Genomic DNA, 19,848 nt, shown 5'->3' with positions numbered 1-19,848 from the left:
AACGAATCCTAAGTCTCCGAGTTTCCAAGGCGCCAAATCTCTTTGAGGACTCCATGACAGATTTCCACGGAAGTAGACAGGTGCTTGCAGGCGACTGGACGCGCCTCGGCGCAAATTTCGACGGCGAAGGCGTTAACTTTGCGATTTTCAGCGCGCACGCCGAGCGTGTCGAGCTCTGCCTCTTCGACGAGACGGGCAAGACCGAGACCGACCGGATCACACTTCCGGAATTCACCAACGAGATCTGGCACGGTTACGTGCCCGGCCTTCAGCCTGGGGCACTCTACGGCTACCGCGTTCACGGACCTTACGATCCCGAAAAAGGCCACCGCTTCAATCCGAACAAGTTGCTTGTCGATCCATACGCGCGCGAACTCGACGGCGACATCAACTGGGGCCAGCCGCAGTTTGCCTATAAGTTGGACAGCGAGGACAAAGACCTTTCTTTCGACGAGACGGACAGCGCGCAATCGATGCCAAAATGCCGGGTGATCGATCCGGCAGGTTACGATTGGAAAAGCGATGCAAAACCGCAAGTTCCTTGGTCAAAAACGATCTTCTACGAGACACACGTCAAGGGTTTCACCAAACTTCATCCGGCCATTCCGGAGGAACTGCGTGGATCCTTCGAAGGACTGGGACACGCAAAGATCGTCGAGTATATCCGCAGCCTGGGCGTGACGTCCGTCGAGCTCCTGCCGATCCACTGGTTCCCGGACGACGCACACCTGCTCGACAAGGGACTGAAGAACTACTGGGGATACAACTCCCTCGCCTTTTTTGCTCCGGCATCGCGCTACTACGGGCCAAAGGGCGTCAACGGCTTCCGCGACATGGTTCGCGCGTTCCATGACGGCGGGATCGAAGTCATCCTCGACGTGGTCTATAACCACACGGCCGAAGGAAACGAGCTTGGACCAACCTTGTCGTTCAAAGGCATCGACAACTTCTCCTACTACCGAACGATGCCCGACCAGCCGCGCTACTACATCAATGACACTGGAACCGGAAACACGGTCAACACCTCCCACCCGCGCGTCCTGCAGATGGTGACGGACAGTTTGCGCTATTGGGCGCAGGAGATGCATGTTGACGGCTTCCGTTTTGATCTGGGCACCATCCTTGGCCGCGAGCCGGAGGGGTTCGACCAACGTGGCGGTTTCTTCGACGCCGTTGGACAAGACCCCGTGCTGTCGCGCCTGAAGCTGGTCGGGGAGCCCTGGGATATCGGCCCTGGAGGATACCAAGTCGGGGGCTTTCCGCCAGGTTGGGCCGAATGGAACGACAAGTACCGTGACACCGTGCGCGATTACTGGAAAAACACCGACGGCACTACCGGCGACTTTGCGGCGCGTGTTTTAGGCTCCGGCGACGTGTATGATCTTCGTGGCCGCAGGCCATGGGCGGGGGTGAACTTCATAACCGCGCATGACGGGTTTACGTTGAACGACGTCGTCTCCTACGACCAAAAGCACAACGACGCCAACGGTGAAGACAATAAGGACGGCCACAGCGACAACCGCAGCTACAATTATGGCGTCGAGGGTCCTACAGAAGATCCGGGCATTAATGATGTCCGTGACCGGCAGAAACGAAATTTCCTTTCGACTCTGTTTCTGTCGCACGGCACGCCGATGCTGCTCGCCGGAGACGAATTCGGCCGGAGCCAGATGGGCAACAACAACGGCTACTGCCAGGACAGCGAGTTCAGCTGGGTGCATTGGGAGAACCTGCCGGCGTCGGCAGATCACCTTCGCCATTTCGTCGCAAGGCTTATAGAACTGCGTCAGACAAACTCAATTCTTCGGCGCGATAGCTGGCGCGACCGCACCACGGTGACCTGGCTTAATCCGGGCGGCGGTGAGCAGACACCAGAGCAGTGGGCCGACCAGGGGAGTACGACGATCGGCCTGCGCCTGACAGCGGTGGGATCCTCGACAGAAGGCATGAGCGACGTATTGATCTTATTTAATCCTCACGACGGCGTCGTTGACTTCAGCCTGCCTGAACCTCCAGGAGAGGGCTGGGTCGTGAAGCTGACGACAGCCGATCCTGATACGGAAAACCAAGATGTCGGGGACGCGCAAATCTACGGGCTGGCGCCCCGTAGCCTCGTGCTGCTTTCGACATGCTCTTAAGCGTGCCCGACGCGACAGTCAGGGACTGACGCTGATCCCTGCGACCACAGTCGGTCGCAGGGGCATGGGACGGGATTGACCGCGATCATCCGGAGCTCCCCAACAAAATGGATCGGGCGCTTTTCTAGCTCGCGAGCCGACGCCCCTCGCCTGCAGTCATGCTTGCAACCATTGCTGCAATGAAATCCAGCCCGTACGGCTTGGGGACGAACACGGCGTCCCCCGGCAGTTCGTCGCGCCCAAGGCGATGTCTGCCAGATGCAATGATGACCGGAACCTTCACGTGAGTGGTGGAAATCATCCGTGCTAGATCAAGGCCACTTAGGCCGCCCGGCATATCGATGTCCGTTATGACAGCGTCTATTTTCCGCTGCCCAAGGACAGCCACGGCTTCAAGTACGTTCGCAGCCTCGACGACATCATAGCCTTCTTCAAGGAGGGTGTCGGCAAGCATCATTCGGATCAGGATTTCATCTTCGACGATGAGAACCGTACGTTGGTACATGGCAGTCTCCGCTACATGGTCGTCGCAAGATGAACTCGCGTGCCCAGAATTAGATTGCCCCTCGACGTGGAGTATTTGCCGACATGTTTAATAAAATGCGAACAATCGGCCGTCGCGATCGAAATTTCTAGAGGTGGCCTGTGGACTTGCCGACCAGGAGCCAGCACTCCTGTTCTTCCCCTCGAGTTGGCGGATCGGTCATCTCCTGGACCGGATCAATCGTTTTCTGGTGGTTGCCAGAGATGCGCCGAACTGGTCTGCCCAAACGAGCGAATTCCGCAAAGAAGCCAGCGCCTCCGGTGCACCGGGGCTCGCGGTCCGCAAGACCTCCAGGGTTCAGCGTCAGATGCAGACATCGCTCGCTTGCCTTCATCGAGGCTTTCAACACAAGTTTGGAACGCGGCTGATCGAAACGTGTCGGGCGCGCATACGACGCAGTTTAGATAAACCTCAACGACTGGGGTCGGGATCTTCCGTACTGAAGTCGAAGAGAAGCTGTTGCGTGGGCGATAGGCTGTTACGTTGATCGACGCTGAGCATCTCGAGTTTCACTCAGATGCCCCACAGATGCATCAATTCCAGTGGCGCTGACACCCCTGCCGCCAAGACATACGGATCACCTGCACCCAAGCTGTTTTTCGAGGTGCGCTTCACCGGAAACCCGTGTCCCATCCCATTGATCGAATAAGATACGACCGGGTTGCGTCCCTTTGCGCCCCATGTTCGGCGCATGCCCCACGATTTCGTTTCCGTTCGCTGTATAAGCGGATCCACATTGCTGGCCTGCAGCCATTGCTCGAGCATGGCATCCGCGTTCTTGGGGTTGACCACGGTGTCGAGCGTGCCCTGCCAGACACTAATCGGTGGATAGGATCTCTTAAGGTCGGACAACCCTGTCACGTTGCTCCCCCACCCTGACGAAGGCGCAGTCGCTCCCCTGTTCATTGCCCCCAATGCCGAAAGGGCGTCGCGTGCCGAGCCGACCGGCATTCCTGCAACAAAGGCGGCACCGGCGAAGGTGTCGGGATAATTGGCGACGAGAGCCGCGGCCATAGCCCCGCCCGCTGACAAGCCGACGATGAAGACCCGCGAGCGGTTGCAGCGATGCTTGGAGCATGCATGCGCTATCATTTGCTTGATCGATAGCAGCTCGCCGCGGTCGCGAGCGACGGCGCTGGGCCGAAACCAGTTGAAGCAGCGGTGCGGATTGTTGCTTGCCGTCTGCTGCGGAAACAGGACGGCGAAGCCCCTCGCCTTCGCAAGCCGGGTGATGCCGCTTGCGGCATCGAAGCTCTCCGGCGTCTGGCGGCATCCGTGCAGCACGACCACGAGCGGCGATTTCGGCAGCAAGTCCTGAGGTACGAAGGACTTCATGAGGAGCCTTCCAGGGTTGGAGCCAAATTTTGACGTCGTCTCGAATATGGCATCTGTGGTACGCGCGGCTTTGCGCCTTGGCGCCTGCACCTTGACTTCGAAGAGCTTGCTAAGCTTCCTCTGCGTGCGCAGCACCTTCGATAATGATTTTGGAAATCGGAACATCAGCCGCAAGCCATCGCCAGATCGGGCCCCATCTCTTGCTCCTTGTGCAATGCAGCATTTGAGATAGGTCACAACGCGGGTTTTGCAATTCCAGGGAGCGTCAGACGATCATCGCCGAAGGAGGTATCGAACCAGGCAGCGGCCTTTAGTGGTCCTTCACCTTAAGATTTTCAACGATGGTCGCCACAGCACGTTGGAGCGGAGCTGGCGTCTGGCACAATCCCTCGACAATCTCCAAGCCGATCTTTGAGCTCAGGAAAGCGCGCATCTCAGGAGTGAGCGGATCATTGAAAGGTTCGGAGCCGCCGCTTGATTCGGTGGGAAGACCGTCGAAGAAGTACGCCGACGGCACGCTTAGAAAATGCATGATCGCAAACAAGGTAGAGGCGCTAACGCGGTTCGTTCCTCGCTCGTACTTCTGAACCTGCTGAAAGGTCACCGCAATGGCCTCGCCCAGCTGGCTCTGTGACAGACCCTTCGCTTTTCTCGCGGTAGCGATTTGCAGTCCGACATGAACATCCACTGGATGAGGCGTTCCGTCGTGAGCCGAGCCGGTGCGAAAGTCGCGCATAGTGTCCTTTTCCATGTGCCCTCCATCAAAAACAAATAGGTCGATCGCAATATGTTCGTGGACTAGGTCTGTACTTCGTAGCGCGAAAAAAGATTAAAAGATGTCAGGACTACTCGAGCAATTAGCTTTGCTCGAGTGACTTGGCGCTCGTTCCGCGCGTCAAGTGGTATTCACTAAAACGCAAATCTGCCAACCGATCAGTCAAAAACATAGTAATTTCTTAATATGAAGATAACCTTAGGCGGATAGTCCGCAACGATGAGCTGTCATTTCACCGATCGTTACGATCTGAAACTCGGACCTGATGGTCGTTGGACTGTGGTCGATGTTTTCACAGGCAGGCCCACCGACTACCAGGGACGCCAACTGCGATGGCGGGACAAAAGCGTTGCTCGCTCCCTCTGCGCCATGCTGAATTCGATCGATCATCACCGTCGAAGTCTTCTCACTCGGACGATGGTGAGACGTTGCTCATCCTCGCCAGGTGTCGAAGACGAGAAGCGCCAGCATCAAAATGAAGAGGGCCAGTCCAAGTACCGACCAGATTGATATCCCCCTTTTCTTTTTGGAATCTGGCGTCCGCCGACCCTGGTAAGGGGTTTGCTCCGGACCTCGATCGAATTTGGGAGGCGCGGCCACAGCTATTGTGCCGTGAAGAAGGTGAGAAGGACCTTGCCTTTTTCACCAAGGAGGCAGACGAAGCGGTCGGGCTTGCCTGTCTGCTGTTTGCGGGAGATGTAAGCTTCTCCAAGGACGACAGTTTTCACAGGAACGTCGCCGACCTTGGTATCTGCCTTGCTAACGGCAAGGCTCTCCATGTCGAGCACGAGGTCCGTGATTTCTGGCGAACGTTCCTGTAGAGCCAGCAATCCGGTCGATTTGCAGGCGTCGACTGCCGGATCAGCGGGCGGCTTATCCTGAGCCTGTGCGTTGAAAGAGATCAACGCCAACCCGGCTGCACATATCACTGACTTTACGATGTTCATGAGCTTCCTCGAGAAAAAAGCCTGCGACCTGTGCGGGCTTGCGTTATGATCCGATGTCAGGCCTCGTCGACGACGTCTTTACAACTTCCTTGGCATCGCCCTTGGCGGCCTTGAGCCTTTCCAATGGCTTACTGAACGAGGCCCTTGGCCCCATCTTCTCGATTGCCTGCCTACCTGCAGCGCGGCACGCCTTACCTACAACTTCGTTTGCCGACCCTTGACCCTGTCAGACGTTCCCATGATCGAATCTCCGCGATTGGGGTCCGGGAGAAAAGCGCGGGAGCTAGTTTCGTTCCAAGTTCGGAGGTGGAGCAATGGAAATAGCTATTTGGTCGGCGGCTGCGGCGGTGTCAGCGAGTAGAGTAATTCCCGCAGTTTCCCGCTTTGGGTGACGCCTGTTCGAAACCACTTCAAAAGCTCGGCCGCGGCACGTAGCGCTTCTTCGGAATCGGCTTCAAGTTTTCTTTCGCGGCGAAAATCGGCGACAATGCGGTTTATCATGATGATTTCGTCGGGGCCGAGAGGCTGTCCTGACTGCCAGAATGCTTGAAGCATCCAACTCTCCATCTGAACGTGTCGATCGTTGCGGGTACCGCAATGGACGTCTCAACAACAACTCAGCCTAGCGTCCCTGGCTATTGCAACGCTGAAACTGCTTTCTCAGTGGACCGCTGATGACCCGGGAGCATTAACTTTGGTGGACCAGATGCCGACATAGGTTCCTATGAGCATCGTTGCTATATCTTCGACGCTTCGATAACCCTCCCTATACAACTTAATTGCTGCCAGTCGAAGCACACGAGACGATGGTTCGTCGGGTGACACTTCGTAGTATCGATACCAGTGCAGGACGGCCTGTTGCATCAGAGGGATTTCGTTGTCTTTGCGCATGGGAACCTCCATGAAAAGAGGAGGTAGGAGATGATCGGTGTTCGTCAACGTGCGACGAAGACCGATCCCACCTTGACAAGCACCCAAACCGCTATTCGCGGCAACTTCAACCGCCGGGATCGTTGTCCGCTTGTCGAAAAAAGGTGCCGAGAGCGTGGGCCACAGTGGTCCGATTTGTCGTTCACGGCCAGTCGGGCAAATGCTCATGGATCGGTCTGCGACCAGGCAATCATCCTCCGTTCACCTCGACATGCTCCTTGAGTTCGTCGCGGCTTATGTAGGTGTTTGTCGAACCCGCTTCGTGTTCGGGATGAGAGACCTCGACCTCGATTTCATCTGGAAGCGCAAGGGCCTGGTCCTTGTTCATCAAGCCCATCGGCACACGCTGACCATCGGAGATGACCGCCACCTCCACGATTGTGACGCACTGTGATGCGTCGTCGATGCTGTGTTGGCTACCTTCAACTTTGATTGACATTTAGATTCTCCTGATGGCTATGCTGCCAGGTTCGAAGGACATGGTCTGCGGACAGGGGTGACGGGGCGCCGATAAAACGATACCGATTTTAGTGCAGCGTCGGCCCGGCCAGTAAATGAGGGTGTCGGGCGTGGAATGTCATAATGAGGCTCATCGCGCGCACGGCGACGTCCTCAGCGAGAACGACGTCGACCGTCGCCAAATCAGCTGCCACTTCGCGCAACGCCAAGCCGACCGAGCGCATCACCAACTCGAGCGCTTCTTCGCCTTCGGAGGCTGCAAGTGCTGCGGTGTCAGAGAGCGTGGTTGCAAGTCGCTCAAGAACGGCGCGCCGTTCGAGTGGTGGAAGTGTTCTAAGGTCCGAGACGATGTTCATTTTCGACCGAGTTCAGCTTCTACCTTTTTGCGGGAATTGCCCGCCTTCCTTACGGCTCCTTTTAAGGCTTCATTGGCGACTTCTTCTTTCTTTGCTTCGTATCTCACTTCGTGGTCCTGGCCTGCTGCGACGCGAGCGCGATCCTGCGAGCGGCCTATCGATGTAGTTGACATCTAGTTTTCTCCTGATTTTATCATCGTGAAACTCACGAGGATTTAATCGGTTCCAGCGGATGCCGACGTCACGCGATGCAGCCCGATGGAAACAGCGCCCAAGAAATGCTGTTGCCGCCGACCGACGCATGACACGCGTCGGCTTGAGCAAGCCTTAGAAAGCATGGCGGCTTCACAAACACGAACTATTGTGAGCTACCCACTGCCCCCTAATAGGTGGACAGCGTCACGGGAAAGCCAGTGAAGGACGAGCTTGAGTCGGATCTAGCTATAGAATGAGGTTTGTACGGACTACAGGGGCGTGTTCATCGCGGGAAAAATCCTTCCTGCGCGAGCGTCATGACCGTCTCGATGGATTCACTGATCCCTCGACTGTCAAATATGCACTCCTCGGCCTGCAACACTTCGAACTTCTCTGCCACGCCGGAAGCAAGACCGTCCAACTCGCCGCAAATGCGAACCAACGAACCTCTAGGATCGGGACTTAACTTGCAGACTTCAGACAGTAGCATTGCGCACGTGGCCTGCAGACCGACAAGACGTTGGCTCATATGATAATTCTGCTTCACCAGATTTGCCAAGATGTCCGAAAGATCGTCATCTTCCATTGATTTCTTGTTATCGTTCATGTCGCGACCCGAGGTATGTTTAAATGCTGGCACCTGCATGGTTGGCGCACCCGGGACCTCCGGTCCCGATGTTCGAAGTGCACAGGCGACCTTAAAGGTCCGTTCATGCATACGAGTGACGCGGAAAACCCGCCGTGCCGGGACAGACACCGACGATATGACATCGCGACCAAGCTTGCGAAGCTCGAAGAGTTGTTTTCGAGGTAAAGGATCTCACTGTGACCGAGTTTAAACGACATAGTCACGCGGCCGCCCAAGCCAATTGAGGTTCATGCTGGTCTATCATGATTTTTTCGATTGACGAGAGGGCCTTTAGGAAGGCTGAGATGCATGCCGGATCAAAGTGGGTTCCGGCGCTATCGCATACGTGTTCCACGGCGCGCTCCAGCGGCCATGCGTCCTTGTAAGGGCGAGCGGTCGTAAGCGCGTCGAAGGTGTCGGCGACTGCGACAATCCGGGCGGCGAGGGGGATATTCTCGCCGCGTAATCCTCTCGGATAGCCTGCGCCATCCCAGCGCTCGTGATGGCTACCCGCAATCTCGGCGGCCAGTTGCAACAGTTTCGATCGTGAACCAGCGAGGATCTCGTATCCAACGGATGAGTGCCGCTGCATTTCGCGGAACTCGTCAGGCGTGAGCTTGCCTTGCTTCAGGAGTACGGCATCAGCGATTGCGACCTTGCCAATGTCGTGCATGGGCGCAGCCCATCGTATCTCTCCGGCATCTTCTGCGCTCAATCCATATGAGAGCGCGATAGCCTCGGAATATGCCGCGACCCGCAGAGTATGCTTAGCCGTTTCGGGGTCCTTGTACCCGGCTGCAAGCGTAAGCCTGTCGATAATCTCTTCTTCGCGCTCCCGAATTTTCAGAACGGCTTTGTCGACTTCAGTCTGCAGCCATGTCGCTTGATCCGCGAGCTTGTTGCGTGCGTCCGTGAGGGCGACAAGGTTCTTCATCCTTGCAATGAATTCTATTGGATTAACGGGCTTTGTCAGAAAGTCGATCGCCCCAGCGTTCAACGCCGCCATTCGGATTTCAAGATCCGTGTCAGCTGTCACGATGACCATTGGCTTGTCTTGAAACTTCTGGAGGCCGAGCAGCTTTTTCATCAGCTGGACGCCGTCATAGCCGGGCATTTGATAATCCATAACCGCGATGTCGAACTCGAGACGTTCTGCGGCACTCATCACTTCCACCGAGCTCGAGAATGTGACTGCAGAACAGCAGTCTAAGCTATCAACCAGACGCCTTAGCAGTTCGAGGTTGGTTCGGTTGTCATCGACCAAGAGGATACGCAAAGGCTTCATGCGGCAAACTCCTGTCGTGCATCATCAATCATTTGACCTAGTGTACTGATGGTTTCCCCGGTCGCGTGCCCTTCACGCAGATCCTGGGAGCGTGCTGCAACCGAAGGCAGGCCAAGATTAGCGGCCGCGCCCTTGAGACTGTGCAACGTTCTGTCGAGCGCCACCTTGTCATGAGCAGCCAAAGCCTCGCGCGCATCCTTGATCAACTGCGTTGCATCAGCAAAGAACGAACCGAGAAGCGCGCTGAACGCGTCCTCTCCGAGAATCGCAACGAGTTCCGCCCGGCGCTCCTCACTGACGCTAGTCACCATTCGACGCACGGACCTGCCCGCCGCTGCTGAGAGGACCTCGTGCAGCTGAGAGAGCGATATGGGCTTGATCCGGAAGTCCGTCATTCCAGCCTCGAGACAAAGCCTGCGGTCTTCTTCCGATGCATTCGCCGTCATCGCCACGATCGGCACTGCGATGCCGTATCCGCCCTTCGCTCTGATCTGCCTGGTGGCTTCTATTCCGTCCATTACCGGCATTTGCATGTCCATGAGGATCAAATCGAACTCCGCGGACGAGGCTTTCGCGACAGCTATCTCCCCATTTTCGGCCAGCGTCGTGTCCTGCCCAAGATGATCAAGAAACTTCAAGATGACTTGCTGGTTCATCGCGTTGTCCTCCACGACCAGCACTCTCATGCAAGGCAGGATGCGGAGCGGCTCCACTAGACACGCGGTGGCAGGTGTCTCTGGCTCTACAGCCTCGAAAGGAACCTCGAACCAGAACGTGCTGCCCCTGCCAACCACGCTTTCGACTGAGATCGAACCGCCCAGCTTGGACACGATCTCTCTGCAGATGGTAAGTCCCAGTCCGGTTCCACCGTACTTCCGCGTTATGCTCGCATCGACCTGCGTGAATGGCTGGAAAAGCTTTTCGATACCGGACTGGTCAATGCCAATGCCATTGTCACAAACCTCGATCCGCAGTTTCTGTCCCGTATCCATCTCGCGAATCCGGAGGGTCACATTGCCCTTTGTCGTGAACTTCAAAGCGTTCGACAACAGGTTCAAAACCACCTGGCGCAGCCGGGTCGGATCGGTTCGAACCCAACGGTCGGACAGCGATGGCGGCATATCCAGCGCAAGGGCGTTCCCGCTTTCGGCTGCGCGGCCCTTCATGATCTCCAACGTATTGCGGAAAAGCGCCGCCAACTCTACGGTGCGGTATTCGAGCTCAAGCCTTCCGTGCTCGATCTTCGAGAAGTCCAATATTTCGTTGATGATGTCGAGAAGGGCATGCCCAGAGCGCCGGATCGCCTTGACCTGTGCGACCGCCGCCTCAGGCAGTCGAGCCAGTTCGAGCAGTTCAACCATTCCAAGGATAGCGTTGAGCGGCGTTCGGATCTCATGGCCCATCGTCGCCATGAACTGCGATTTTGCGCGGTTGCCCGCTTCGGCGCCTTGCAGGGCGGCGTTTATCTTTTCCGCCATCGTTTCCAAGCTGAGGCCAGCCGCCCTGACATTCGAAAGCTGACGGCGGAGCGTGAATATCAGGAAGGCGACGCAGAGGATCAACATCGCAATGAGCGCCATGGACTCGCGTTCCAGAGGAAGGATTTCGTCCCGATCGTCTGCCCGGACGGAACTCAAAGCGTTGTTCGTATAGGTCAGCAGTTGCTCCGCGTTCGCGGCCATTGTCGATACCTTGGCGCGAAGAGCTCGGAGACGCTCTGGCGGGACGTGCGCACCTGAGGCGATTTCGTCGAAGAGGGTGGCGTCTTCTAAAATGGCTGCTCGAAGCGGCTGCAGGTAGGATACGATCTTAGAGTCGCTGACGAAGTACTGCTCGAACCTGCCTTGATCGAGCGTTGTCATACGCGAGTAGAGAATGTCGAACCTCATCGACAGCGCCTTAAGCGACGCATCGCCATAATCCGATCCAAGAGTCACGCGGTCCAACTCCTCCACGAACTTTCGGGTTTCCCGATCAAGCTGGTAGACGGACCACAGGGCGTTTTCACGGACACCGTCATGGAGTGCCGTGTATCGGTTCGATATCTCCCAGAACAGCCAGGCGAGTACCACGAGTAAAGCCACCGCAAAGAGCTGTAGCGTGGCCGCCGACTTGCCTGTCTTGCGGATAATGTCACCGCTGGCGTGGGCAGCACGTATCACTGCTCTACCTCGATCGCCTTGATCTGCCAGACGGAACGCGAGAAATATTTCTCGTTGTAGATGTCAGGCTGTTTATCGAAAGGGTAGATGAGAAAAAGCGGCCCCTTGTCGCGTACGGATATGAGCTTGCCGTCCACACGTGTCGCTAGCATCGTATCGAGGGTCGTGGCGTCGTCAACCGGGACGTCGGCTGAGTAGTCGTTCAGAGCCGTGACCTTGAGTGTCCGGCCATGCACGTGGGCGGCATCGAGCACCGCTCTCAGAAGCGGCCCCGAAAATGTCCTCTTGCCGTCCGTCCACGGTGTCACCATGGTACCGGTGCGTCCCTGGAGCTTTTCCAGCATCGCGAGATCGAACTGAGCGGTGTTTCCAACATTTGGCTCGTCCATCGTACCGGATATTGTGAGAACGACATCTCCGGTGGGGCGATCGAGGGCATTCGCGCCGGGAACGGCGATCAGGCAGACAGCGGCGGCTGCTGCCATGAAGCGAGACATGGTCATAGGTATGCATCCTTCATCTGTAACGGTGGCGGAAATTTTGGTGGGTGGAGGGAATCACTGATGGGGAACAGCCAAGTGGCGGGCGACCTCCCCCCTCAAAACTCCTCCCAGGAGCCTTTTTCGGCGAGAGCGCCATTCGTCGGAAAACGCGGTTGCACCGCACCGAGGAGCCGTCTGGCCGGAGATGGGCTTTGCCGATGTTCGTCGCCAGCATGCCTGACGTTGGGAACCTTGAAGCCGGAGACAAGGGCAGATAGTCGCGCTGCCTCGTCAGAAAGTCGCGACGTGGCCGCCGAAGACTGCTCGACCATCGCTGCGTTCTGCTGGGTGATACTATCCATGTTGCCGACGGCGGCGTTGATTTCCGCGATGCCTGTGGCCTGCTCGTGGGAGGACTTTGCAATCGTGGCCATGTGCTCGTCGATTGCCCTGACCTGCGTTCCAATGCTGCGAAGGGCTACCCCGGTCTTGTCGACCAGTCCAACACCGCGGACAACGTCCTCGGAAGAGCGCCCGATAAGGACACTAATCTCCTTTGCCGCCTTGGCGGAGCGTTGTGCAAGCTCGCGCACTTCCTGCGCGACGACGGCGAAGCCTTTGCCTTGATCCCCTGCTCTCGCAGCCTCCACCCCAGCATTGAGGGCGAGAAGGTTTGTCTGAAAGGCAATCTCGTCGATCACACCTATAATGGCGGTCATTTCCTTCGACGAACTCTCGATCTCGCTCATTGCCCGGATAGCTTCCTCGACCACGACCCCGGAGGAAAGCGCTTCTGCGGCCGACTGCCGAACGAGGCCCTGCACTTCCTGAGTCCTCTCCTGAGCCTGACGGGAGATCGTGCTGATTTCCTCCAAGGCGGCGGCAGTCTCCTCCAGTGCCGAGGCCTGCCGTTCGGTACGTTTGGCCATATCGTCGGTGGCTGCGGAAATCTCGCGTGATTGGGTCGACACCATCGCCACTGCCCGATGGATCTCAGAGATCGCCGTTCCAACGCTTTCCAGAGAGCTGTTATAGTTATCCTTGAGCGACTGAAATCCGTCTCCAACGACGTCCGCAAGCTTTGCCGTGAGGTTTCCGTCCGCAAGCATCGCCAGTGCCTTGTCCAATGCCGCAAGCGCGTGATCCTGTTCTTCCTTGAGCTTTCGTTGCTCACCTTCTGCCCGTTGCCGCTGCTCGTCGAGCGCCTCCAGATAGACCGAGATAGCGTAGTCCATGTCGACCAGGGCAGCCTTGATGACCGCGGTGATGTCCTCTCCGAGCTTCGCGCGCTTCGACTTCAGCAGGAAACTCGATAGCGCATCGTCGATCACCGTTCGCACAATGCGTTCGACGATCAGGGCGTAGCCGCCAATGTACCAGCGCGGCTCCAAGCCAAGTCGGGCATGTGTCTTTCCAACCGCGGTTACGGCCTCGACATATTCATCGTCGAACTTTGCCGAAGCGATAGTCTCCCAATGCCGAACCTGACGGTCCTTTGCATGCTGGATGTGAGCCTCACTGGAAAAGAACTTCGCGGTCTCCGGATGAACGCGGGCTTTCGCGTAGAATGCGTCCAACGCGCCATCGAGCGAGCTCGCTATTGTCGGAGCAAGGGCCGAGAGCGCCAGCCTCTGCCCGTTATCCAAGCCTACGAAGTCAAGGCGTTCATGCAGTTTCGCCTGAGAATTACGGTCTCGCATCAGAACATAGCTTTCCTGTTGGCAGGTTTGAGGCCTGCATCGTGCAAATCGGCAATGTGCGGAATCGGTGTGGCGCTACACCAACAACATGCGCCCCGTCTGCTTCCGATCTGAAACAATCTACAGATGCTGTTTTAGTGAATGCTTTAAATCGTAAACTTTTGAGTAGGAAAATGCAGATCTGGAATTGCTCACTTTTGGGAAGTGAGCAATTTTTGCGCTTGAGCCCGCCTTATGCAGAACGGAGTGGGCATTTTTGCGCCAATTCGGTTTTATTCGAAGGAATCCGGCAATTTAAAGCCGATGCTGACGAGACCATCGTCGCCTGCAACGAAGACGATTCCCCGCTTCTCAAACGTTGCCCTAACCTGTTGAACGCTGTCTGCCCGCACCGAAGCGTGCGAGGCCTCCATGCGTCGGATCGTCGAAAACGAGACGCCAGAGAACTCGGCAAGCTGCTGTGCGGTCCAGTCGAGAAAGCCTCTCGCGGCCCGAATTTGCGCAGAACAGAGACAGGCAGCGCCCACCTCGGGCAGCGATGTCTCGGCGATGACAGAATAGCCAACCCATTGGTCGATTGCGCCGCTCGCATTCACAAGCGGCATGGCCCTGCTTGCCATCTGAACATAGCGCCCCGTTTTGGCCAGTACTCGGAACTTTGAAGAATACTCTTCCTTGGAGGAGATCGCCCGCCGCCAATTTTCCCGAAATTTCTCCCGGTCGTCGGGGTGGATGGCCGACAAGGATGCCCAGTCATGTGCCTGCGCTGCCGTCTCTCCGGTCAGGCTCGTCCAATCCGCGGTTTCGATCAACTTTCCATTCGGACTTGCTCTCCAAACCTTTCCCTTCAATAGCCGGGTCAGAATGCTCGCTACCTTCGCATCATTTTCGCTTGTCGCTTTCAGTTCCTCTTCTTCCGTCACATCGACGATGACGCCGAACAGAAGGACAGGAACACCGCTGCGGTCGAGGTGTGGCTGTGCCTTGCTGTGAAGCCATCGGAGGCTTCCATCCGGACGGATGATTCTGAACTTTCGGTTCTGCAGTCGACGATCCGAAGCCAATCCGATCGCATCGTCGAAGGTCATTTGGTCATCGGGATGGACCAGTGACTGGTAGAGGTCGAGAGTGGGGACGACACTGGAGGGGTCGAAGCCAAGCATGCGGAAGAGGCCGTGTGACCAAGTGATTTCCGAACTAAGAAGATCCCAGGTCCAAGTGCCAACGTTGAGCTTTTCCTCTAGAAGGCGAAGCTTTGAATCAGCAGTCCTAAGCGGGCGCGTGTGCGGCATGGTTGAGCGTTCTGGAAAGTTTCCGACAGAAATGACGATCGATGCCCGAAGGCGGCACTCTAGAGCCTTTTCTATGTTGCTCGGCAATACGTCACGGAGCGAACCAAAGTACTATCCGATAACAGCACAGTTTTGGCTCGGGATCTTGCGCTAGATCAAATTAATTAATCTAAAAAATCAATCGTAAATAGTTGTATCGTTGTCACTCAGGTGTGAAATACTACGTACTGTCGAGTTGCCTTTCCCATCCGAGGTGTGTTCCGGCGGCAAGGCGCCGCCGGCACATTATCACTTAACTGCGGTCAGCATGGCATGCATGCCCGCCTCGTAGTGTCCTTTGATGTTGCAAAGCAGGAGATATGAACCTGGTGCGAGCTTTGCCTTAAGAGTGCCGTCCGCTCCCGGTTTGAGGTCGGAAACCTCGCCAAGGCTCTTTAGCTGCTTCTCATCAACCCGGTGTTTTGACTGAATAATCGGGATCTGCTGGTCTGCAGCCTTTAGCTTGACCAGCACCATTTCATGTTCTTCCGTCATCGCATCGTTGTGGACTTTGAATATCACTTCCCCAGCCTTCACGGTCGACTGGTCCACCGTCAATGTCATCGGTCCGCCGCCCTCTCCTCCTTCAGTCACCTGAACCGTGGTGGCGGCGAGCGATGGAGTTGCCATGCATAGCAATCCAAACCCTACAAGAATGCCTTTGTGTCGAGACATGTGATCGAATCTCCTCTTTGATCCAGCCACTCGCAGCTAACGATCGATCCTGACGCCCACCTGAAAGGTACGCGCTATCTCTAGCGCTCAAGTCAAGCTGACAAGGGACAGTCAAAAGCGAATTCGCAAATAGGTCGAGTTCTTTCGGCGCCTCTCCACTTGTTCAGCGATCCATATCCGATTATTTGGCCGGATAGACCGCGATCTCAGCCCCCCAATAGTGCACCGCTATATTTTGACTGTTGCGAATGACGTGGTATGCGATTTCAGGATCGCCTCCCGCCAACGTGTCCGGATCGGCGCCGCACATGAGGCAATACATGCGCTGATGCACGACCGCAGCGAAATATCCGAGCGCGGGTGTTGCTGCCTGGTGTCCGATCGCCGCCATGTTCTCGGCAACTTTATCTCTCACTTCTCGTAGAGCGGCGGAAATGGCTTTGGCCAACATCTGATCCGCGCCCGTGATGACATCGGCGATTTCCTTGTCGGCGGCATTGCCGACAGCACCTCGTTTCTTCATGCTATTATCCTTCAGCGAAATGCGCTTTTCTAGTGCGGTGTCTTGGTGAAGGTCGATATGTAGTTTCGCGCAGTTTCTATAAACACTCGCTCTGCTTGGGAGCCTTCGGTCGGCTCAGCGGCATGGGCTTCAACCATCGCCCGTAGCCGAGCGTCGATCTGGGGATCTGTGGTACGCGCGTGCTCAATCAATGTGCGAAGGACGGCTCTTAGGGCAAAGGATTCCGCCGATCTTGCCAACTCCTGTCCTTCGCTCTGATCCTTCGCGATGTCTTCTGGGCGTTCCGGCCTGTTTCGAACAGTTGCCGTCCAGCGTTGCTGCCGCTCCCACCGTCTAGCGACGTTGCGGCCGGCGTAGAGGATCTTCCAGGCGACTTCGGGATCGCCGTCCTGGAATGTTTGGCCATCAGCGCCGCACAGTCGAAGGAAGAGGTGACGAAGAGCAGCGTCGCTGAAGTAGTCGTGCGGCGATGCAGGCACACCGAGGGAACGGAGCTTGTCGCCGGTAGCAAGGACGGCCGCATCGATCGCGGCATCAACAGCCCGAAACAACGCCTCGTCCGCCTGATGCACTTCGTCCATTGTTGCCGGCATGAGCCTCTCCCACGAATTAGCGCCGTTTGTTACCCGGCATTAGGCCGGGCTCTCGCATCCAAATGTTACATTAGGCATCAATCGGGCAAGGGTATGAATTCACCGCGGTCGTCGGCAGGAAGGTCAAAGCGGCCCTCGCCCCACTTACCGGCTCGCCATTGCTCCTTTGCCTCTTCGATACGTTCCATTGACGACGCTACGAAGTTCCACCAGATGTATCTCGGGCCGGAAAAGGTCGAGCCTCCGAGTATCATGATCCGGGCTCCCCGTTCGCCGGCTGCCACTGTTATCCTGTCACCCGGGCGGAAGACCATCATCTGCATTTTCGCGAATTCCTGGCCGGCGACCGAGATCGAACCTTCGACGACGTAGATGGCGCGGTCTTCATGATCGTCCGGCATAGGAAGACGGGCCTGTGGATCCAGTTTGACGTCGGCATAGAAGGTCTCCGAGAACATCCTGGCGGGAGCGCGCGCTCCGTAGGCGTTTCCAAGGATGAGCCTTGCCGAGACGCCCTGGTCTTCAATCATTGGAAGCGCGTTCCTGCCGTGGTGCTCGAAGGAAGGCGCCACATCCTCGTGACTATCAGGAAGAGCAAGCCACGTCTGTATTCCGAACAGGCTGTTCGGGCCGCTTCTTGCCGCCGCACTCGTTCGCTCCGAATGCGACACGCCTTTGCCTGCGACCATCCAGTTCAACTCGCCTGGCCTGATGATTTGGTCGGCACCGGTGCTGTCGCGGTGATGGAAGTCTCCCTGGTATAGGTAGGTCACTGTGCCGAGACCGATATGCGGATGAGGTCGAACGTCGACGCCCTGCCCTGTTAGGAGTTCGGCGGGACCGGCCTGGTCGAAGAATATGAACGGGCCGACCATCTGTCGGTTCGGCGCAGGCAGTGCGCGTCGGACTTCGAAGCCGCCCAGGTCGCGGGCGCGAGGAACGATCAAGGTCTCGATCGCCTCCACGCCGACCTCATCGGGGCATCCTGGTTCGATCGCGGGATTCCAGCTCATATTAAACTCCTTTTCTTCGGCCGATGACCATCCGTTCACGGCGGGGAGCGGTGACGCGTGACGCACCAACTCCCCTTTTTAAACGTGCTTAGGCTCCAGCACCAGCCTTGGGCGCGGGAGTGTTCAGCAGCTGCTGCTCCCACAGATAGGCAATGCCGCTACCACCAGAATGCTGGACGATGACGTCGGTGATCTTCGCAGCCTGTTCGGCACGGGCCCAGTCGCGCTGCCACTCGGCTGCGAGTGCCAGCCACGTCATCATGTTGACACCGGCTGCAATCATTCGCTGGATTGCGACCTGATGAGCTTCATGCGAAACCGCTCCCGAGGCGTCCGTGATAACGGTTACATCCCAGCCTTCGCCAGCGGCCTGTATTGCCGGCATGGCGACACACACCTCAGTCCAGAGGCCGGCGATGATCAATTGCTTGCGGCCCGTCGCCTTCACGACGTCGACGACCTTTGGGTCCTGCCAGGTGTTGATGAGCGTCCGGTCGATGATTTCCTGGCCGGGGAAGACGTCGGCGATCTGCGGGAACAGGTTGCCGCCGCGTTCCGCGATCACGGTCGTCAGGATAGTAGGAACGTTGAAGGCCTTTGCCGCCTTCGCCAGGCCGACCGTGTTGTTGACCACCATCGTCGGCTCGTGGCTGTTGACGTTCGCAAGCTGATACGGCTGGTGGTCAATGAGGACGAGCACGGAATCTTCGGGGCGCAGAAGCGAGGCGAGGCCGTTACGAAAGGTCATGGAGCATCCTTGTTGCTAAAAGTTCGGCGATATGGGTTTGAACGCCCACAACCGAGCGCTCCACGAAAACCTTGTCATCGCGGCCCCTGATGCGGTAGCCCTTAAAAACGCGAGCTGTGTTGCAGAAGGGGGAACGCTGGATGGACATTGACGATCTCAGAACCTTCGTGGAAGTCGCGGATGCTGGAGGCGTCACGTCTGCCGCGCAACGGCTTGGCGTCTCCAAGTCCATGGTCAGCCGGCGCATCGCGCGTCTCGAGGCGGATCTTGGGGTACAGCTCGTTGCACGAACGACGCGCGGCATCGCGTTGACGGAAGAAGGCGAGACGTTTCGCGATTACGCCGCGAGGATATCGTCTGATATTGACGCGGCTCGCGATACCATATTGCCCGCTGGCGAGCTTCGCGGGCGCATCAGGGTCGCTGCTCCCTTGTCGTTCGGGCCGACCCACCTCGCCCCTGTCTTGTCTCAGATGGCGCGCCGACATCCGCAACTCCAGGTCACGTCGTGCTACACCGACCGCTTTGTCGATCTCATCAGCGAGGGGTTCGACTGTGCGATCAGGATCGGATACCTGCCAGATTCCAATCTCGTTGCGAGGCGCGTTGGACCTCTTTATGCGAAGTTCGTCGCCAGTCCCGACTACGTTATCCGTAACGGCTCGCCCGAAACGCCGGACGGACTTCTCAAGCATGAGGCGCTCATGGTGGGAACGGAAGTGTGGCCGGTCACAGATGGCGACGAGGTGGTCAACATGCGCCCGCAAGGCCGCTTCAAGGCCGACAACGCAGTTGCATTGCTTGCTGCCGCCCTGGAAGGGCTAGGCATTGCGAGACTTCCAAACGGTCTGACGGACCAGCACATCGCCTCTGGGACACTCGTGGAAGTGATGCCCAACCATCCGCCTCCCACCGCTGGCATCTTCGTGGTCAGGCCTCCTGGACAGCATCCTGCCAAGAAGGTCCGCGTGCTGACCGAGATGTTGATCGAGTGTTTCGATTCCGGCGCCTCCTAGCAAGCCTTCAAAT

General features: G+C 57.2%; 21 protein-coding genes. 2 read left to right on the top strand and 19 right to left on the bottom strand.

Annotated features, from left to right (window positions below):
* Positions 1 to 53: 53 nt before the first annotated feature.
* On the top strand, positions 54 to 2,138 hold the full coding sequence (gene glgX / locus ACIQUB_RS30060; protein ID WP_402935290.1) for a glycogen debranching protein GlgX: 2,085 nt from the start codon (positions 54 to 56) through the stop codon (positions 2,136 to 2,138).
* A gap of 124 nt (positions 2,139 to 2,262) precedes the next feature.
* Here the strand turns inward: glgX and ACIQUB_RS30055 are convergent, their stop codons facing one another.
* The 19 genes from ACIQUB_RS30055 to ACIQUB_RS29965 all read right to left on the bottom strand — a co-directional run bounded on the left by ACIQUB_RS30055 (position 2,263) and on the right by ACIQUB_RS29965 (position 18,819).
* Positions 2,263 to 2,643 carry a response regulator gene (locus ACIQUB_RS30055; RefSeq protein ID WP_402935287.1) on the bottom strand — a complete coding sequence of 127 codons (381 nt, stop codon included), beginning with the start codon at positions 2,641 to 2,643 and terminating at the stop codon, positions 2,263 to 2,265.
* A gap of 552 nt (positions 2,644 to 3,195) precedes the next feature.
* Positions 3,196 to 4,185 carry an alpha/beta hydrolase family esterase gene (locus ACIQUB_RS30050; RefSeq protein ID WP_402935354.1) on the bottom strand — a complete coding sequence of 330 codons (990 nt, stop codon included), beginning with the start codon at positions 4,183 to 4,185 and terminating at the stop codon, positions 3,196 to 3,198.
* A gap of 142 nt (positions 4,186 to 4,327) precedes the next feature.
* Positions 4,328 to 4,768, bottom strand: a complete 441-nt coding sequence (locus ACIQUB_RS30045; protein ID WP_402935284.1) for a helix-turn-helix domain-containing protein — start codon at positions 4,766 to 4,768, stop codon at positions 4,328 to 4,330.
* A gap of 626 nt (positions 4,769 to 5,394) precedes the next feature.
* Positions 5,395 to 5,739: a hypothetical protein gene (locus tag ACIQUB_RS30040; protein WP_402935281.1), complete on the bottom strand. Its 345-nt coding sequence runs from the start codon at positions 5,737 to 5,739 to the stop codon at positions 5,395 to 5,397.
* A 324-nt stretch (positions 5,740 to 6,063) separates the two neighbouring features.
* Entirely contained in the window at positions 6,064 to 6,294 is a 231-nt protein-coding gene (locus ACIQUB_RS30035; protein ID WP_402935278.1) for an acetyltransferase, read from the bottom strand.
* 565 nt (positions 6,295 to 6,859) lie between these two features.
* A complete protein-coding gene (locus ACIQUB_RS30030) occupies positions 6,860 to 7,108 on the bottom strand; it encodes a hypothetical protein (protein ID WP_402935275.1) in 249 nt (82 codons plus the stop codon).
* Between the two features lie 88 nt (positions 7,109 to 7,196).
* Positions 7,197 to 7,484 carry a hypothetical protein gene (locus tag ACIQUB_RS30025; RefSeq protein WP_402935272.1) on the bottom strand — a complete coding sequence of 96 codons (288 nt, stop codon included), beginning with the start codon at positions 7,482 to 7,484 and terminating at the stop codon, positions 7,197 to 7,199.
* A complete protein-coding gene (locus tag ACIQUB_RS30020) occupies positions 7,481 to 7,657 on the bottom strand; it encodes a DUF3606 domain-containing protein (RefSeq protein ID WP_402935269.1) in 177 nt (58 codons plus the stop codon). Before ACIQUB_RS30020 ends, ACIQUB_RS30025 begins: the two co-directional genes overlap by 4 nt.
* A gap of 305 nt (positions 7,658 to 7,962) precedes the next feature.
* The gene (locus ACIQUB_RS30015; protein WP_402935266.1) at positions 7,963 to 8,286 is read right to left on the bottom strand and encodes a hypothetical protein; all 324 of its coding nucleotides are present in this window, start codon (positions 8,284 to 8,286) and stop codon (positions 7,963 to 7,965) included.
* 241 nt (positions 8,287 to 8,527) lie between these two features.
* Positions 8,528 to 9,592, bottom strand: a complete 1,065-nt coding sequence (locus tag ACIQUB_RS30010; RefSeq protein ID WP_402935264.1) for an HD domain-containing phosphohydrolase — start codon at positions 9,590 to 9,592, stop codon at positions 8,528 to 8,530.
* Complete coding sequence (locus ACIQUB_RS30005) at positions 9,589 to 11,754, bottom strand: ATP-binding protein (RefSeq protein WP_402935261.1); 2,166 nt, start codon at positions 11,752 to 11,754, stop codon at positions 9,589 to 9,591. Before ACIQUB_RS30005 ends, ACIQUB_RS30010 begins: the two co-directional genes overlap by 4 nt.
* Entirely contained in the window at positions 11,751 to 12,257 is a 507-nt protein-coding gene (locus ACIQUB_RS30000) for a molybdopterin-dependent oxidoreductase (RefSeq protein ID WP_402935258.1), read from the bottom strand. The genes ACIQUB_RS30005 and ACIQUB_RS30000 overlap by 4 nt, the downstream gene beginning before the upstream one ends.
* A 95-nt stretch (positions 12,258 to 12,352) precedes the next feature.
* Positions 12,353 to 13,936, bottom strand: coding sequence for a methyl-accepting chemotaxis protein (locus tag ACIQUB_RS29995; protein ID WP_402935255.1), 1,584 nt, complete (start codon positions 13,934 to 13,936; stop codon positions 12,353 to 12,355).
* Between the two features lie 272 nt (positions 13,937 to 14,208).
* Positions 14,209 to 15,228, bottom strand: a complete 1,020-nt coding sequence (locus ACIQUB_RS29990; RefSeq protein WP_402935252.1) for a PAS domain-containing protein — start codon at positions 15,226 to 15,228, stop codon at positions 14,209 to 14,211.
* 288 nt (positions 15,229 to 15,516) lie between these two features.
* The gene (locus tag ACIQUB_RS29985; RefSeq protein ID WP_402935249.1) at positions 15,517 to 15,942 is read right to left on the bottom strand and encodes a sulfocyanin-like copper-binding protein; all 426 of its coding nucleotides are present in this window, start codon (positions 15,940 to 15,942) and stop codon (positions 15,517 to 15,519) included.
* 181 nt (positions 15,943 to 16,123) lie between these two features.
* The gene (locus ACIQUB_RS29980) at positions 16,124 to 16,465 is read right to left on the bottom strand and encodes a hypothetical protein (protein WP_402935246.1); all 342 of its coding nucleotides are present in this window, start codon (positions 16,463 to 16,465) and stop codon (positions 16,124 to 16,126) included.
* A 29-nt stretch (positions 16,466 to 16,494) separates the two neighbouring features.
* Positions 16,495 to 17,058, bottom strand: coding sequence for a hypothetical protein (locus ACIQUB_RS29975; protein WP_402935243.1), 564 nt, complete (start codon positions 17,056 to 17,058; stop codon positions 16,495 to 16,497).
* Positions 17,059 to 17,135: 77 nt separating this feature from the next.
* The gene (locus ACIQUB_RS29970; RefSeq protein ID WP_402935240.1) at positions 17,136 to 18,071 is read right to left on the bottom strand and encodes a pirin family protein; all 936 of its coding nucleotides are present in this window, start codon (positions 18,069 to 18,071) and stop codon (positions 17,136 to 17,138) included.
* An 88-nt stretch (positions 18,072 to 18,159) separates the two neighbouring features.
* The gene (locus ACIQUB_RS29965) at positions 18,160 to 18,819 is read right to left on the bottom strand and encodes a hydrolase (protein ID WP_402935237.1); all 660 of its coding nucleotides are present in this window, start codon (positions 18,817 to 18,819) and stop codon (positions 18,160 to 18,162) included.
* A 140-nt stretch (positions 18,820 to 18,959) separates the two neighbouring features.
* On the opposite strand from ACIQUB_RS29965, the gene ACIQUB_RS29960 reads away from it, so the two are divergent.
* Positions 18,960 to 19,835: a LysR family transcriptional regulator gene (locus ACIQUB_RS29960; RefSeq protein WP_402935234.1), complete on the top strand. Its 876-nt coding sequence runs from the start codon at positions 18,960 to 18,962 to the stop codon at positions 19,833 to 19,835.
* Positions 19,836 to 19,848 lie beyond the last annotated feature (13 nt).

The sequence above is a fragment of the Rhizobium sp. NPDC090275 genome (genome assembly GCF_044772225.1).
Lineage (GTDB): Bacteria > Pseudomonadota > Alphaproteobacteria > Rhizobiales > Rhizobiaceae > Rhizobium.
Note: the sequence above shows the minus strand (reverse complement) of the source record. Positions and strands in the feature narration are given on the sequence as shown.

Excerpts from the sequence above, each read along its gene's own strand:
- glgX (WP_402935290.1), top strand. The coding sequence starts at position 54 with ATGACAGATTTCCACGGAAGTAGACAGGTGCTTGCAGGCGACTGGACG.
- ACIQUB_RS30055 (WP_402935287.1), bottom strand. The coding sequence starts at position 2,643 with ATGTACCAACGTACGGTTCTCATCGTCGAAGATGAAATCCTGATCCGA.
- ACIQUB_RS30045 (WP_402935284.1), bottom strand. The coding sequence starts at position 4,768 with ATGGAAAAGGACACTATGCGCGACTTTCGCACCGGCTCGGCTCACGAC.
- ACIQUB_RS30040 (WP_402935281.1), bottom strand. The coding sequence starts at position 5,739 with ATGAACATCGTAAAGTCAGTGATATGTGCAGCCGGGTTGGCGTTGATC.
- ACIQUB_RS30035 (WP_402935278.1), bottom strand. The coding sequence starts at position 6,294 with ATGCTTCAAGCATTCTGGCAGTCAGGACAGCCTCTCGGCCCCGACGAA.
- ACIQUB_RS30030 (WP_402935275.1), bottom strand. The coding sequence starts at position 7,108 with ATGTCAATCAAAGTTGAAGGTAGCCAACACAGCATCGACGACGCATCA.
- ACIQUB_RS30025 (WP_402935272.1), bottom strand. The coding sequence starts at position 7,484 with ATGAACATCGTCTCGGACCTTAGAACACTTCCACCACTCGAACGGCGC.
- ACIQUB_RS30020 (WP_402935269.1), bottom strand. The coding sequence starts at position 7,657 with ATGTCAACTACATCGATAGGCCGCTCGCAGGATCGCGCTCGCGTCGCA.
- ACIQUB_RS30015 (WP_402935266.1), bottom strand. The coding sequence starts at position 8,286 with ATGAACGATAACAAGAAATCAATGGAAGATGACGATCTTTCGGACATC.
- ACIQUB_RS30010 (WP_402935264.1), bottom strand. The coding sequence starts at position 9,592 with ATGAAGCCTTTGCGTATCCTCTTGGTCGATGACAACCGAACCAACCTC.
- ACIQUB_RS30000 (WP_402935258.1), bottom strand. The coding sequence starts at position 12,257 with ATGACCATGTCTCGCTTCATGGCAGCAGCCGCCGCTGTCTGCCTGATC.
- ACIQUB_RS29995 (WP_402935255.1), bottom strand. The coding sequence starts at position 13,936 with ATGCGAGACCGTAATTCTCAGGCGAAACTGCATGAACGCCTTGACTTC.
- ACIQUB_RS29990 (WP_402935252.1), bottom strand. The coding sequence starts at position 15,228 with ATGCCGCACACGCGCCCGCTTAGGACTGCTGATTCAAAGCTTCGCCTT.
- ACIQUB_RS29985 (WP_402935249.1), bottom strand. The coding sequence starts at position 15,942 with ATGTCTCGACACAAAGGCATTCTTGTAGGGTTTGGATTGCTATGCATG.
- ACIQUB_RS29980 (WP_402935246.1), bottom strand. The coding sequence starts at position 16,465 with ATGAAGAAACGAGGTGCTGTCGGCAATGCCGCCGACAAGGAAATCGCC.
- ACIQUB_RS29975 (WP_402935243.1), bottom strand. The coding sequence starts at position 17,058 with ATGCCGGCAACAATGGACGAAGTGCATCAGGCGGACGAGGCGTTGTTT.
- ACIQUB_RS29970 (WP_402935240.1), bottom strand. The coding sequence starts at position 18,071 with ATGAGCTGGAATCCCGCGATCGAACCAGGATGCCCCGATGAGGTCGGC.
- ACIQUB_RS29965 (WP_402935237.1), bottom strand. The coding sequence starts at position 18,819 with ATGACCTTTCGTAACGGCCTCGCCTCGCTTCTGCGCCCCGAAGATTCC.
- ACIQUB_RS29960 (WP_402935234.1), top strand. The coding sequence starts at position 18,960 with ATGGACATTGACGATCTCAGAACCTTCGTGGAAGTCGCGGATGCTGGA.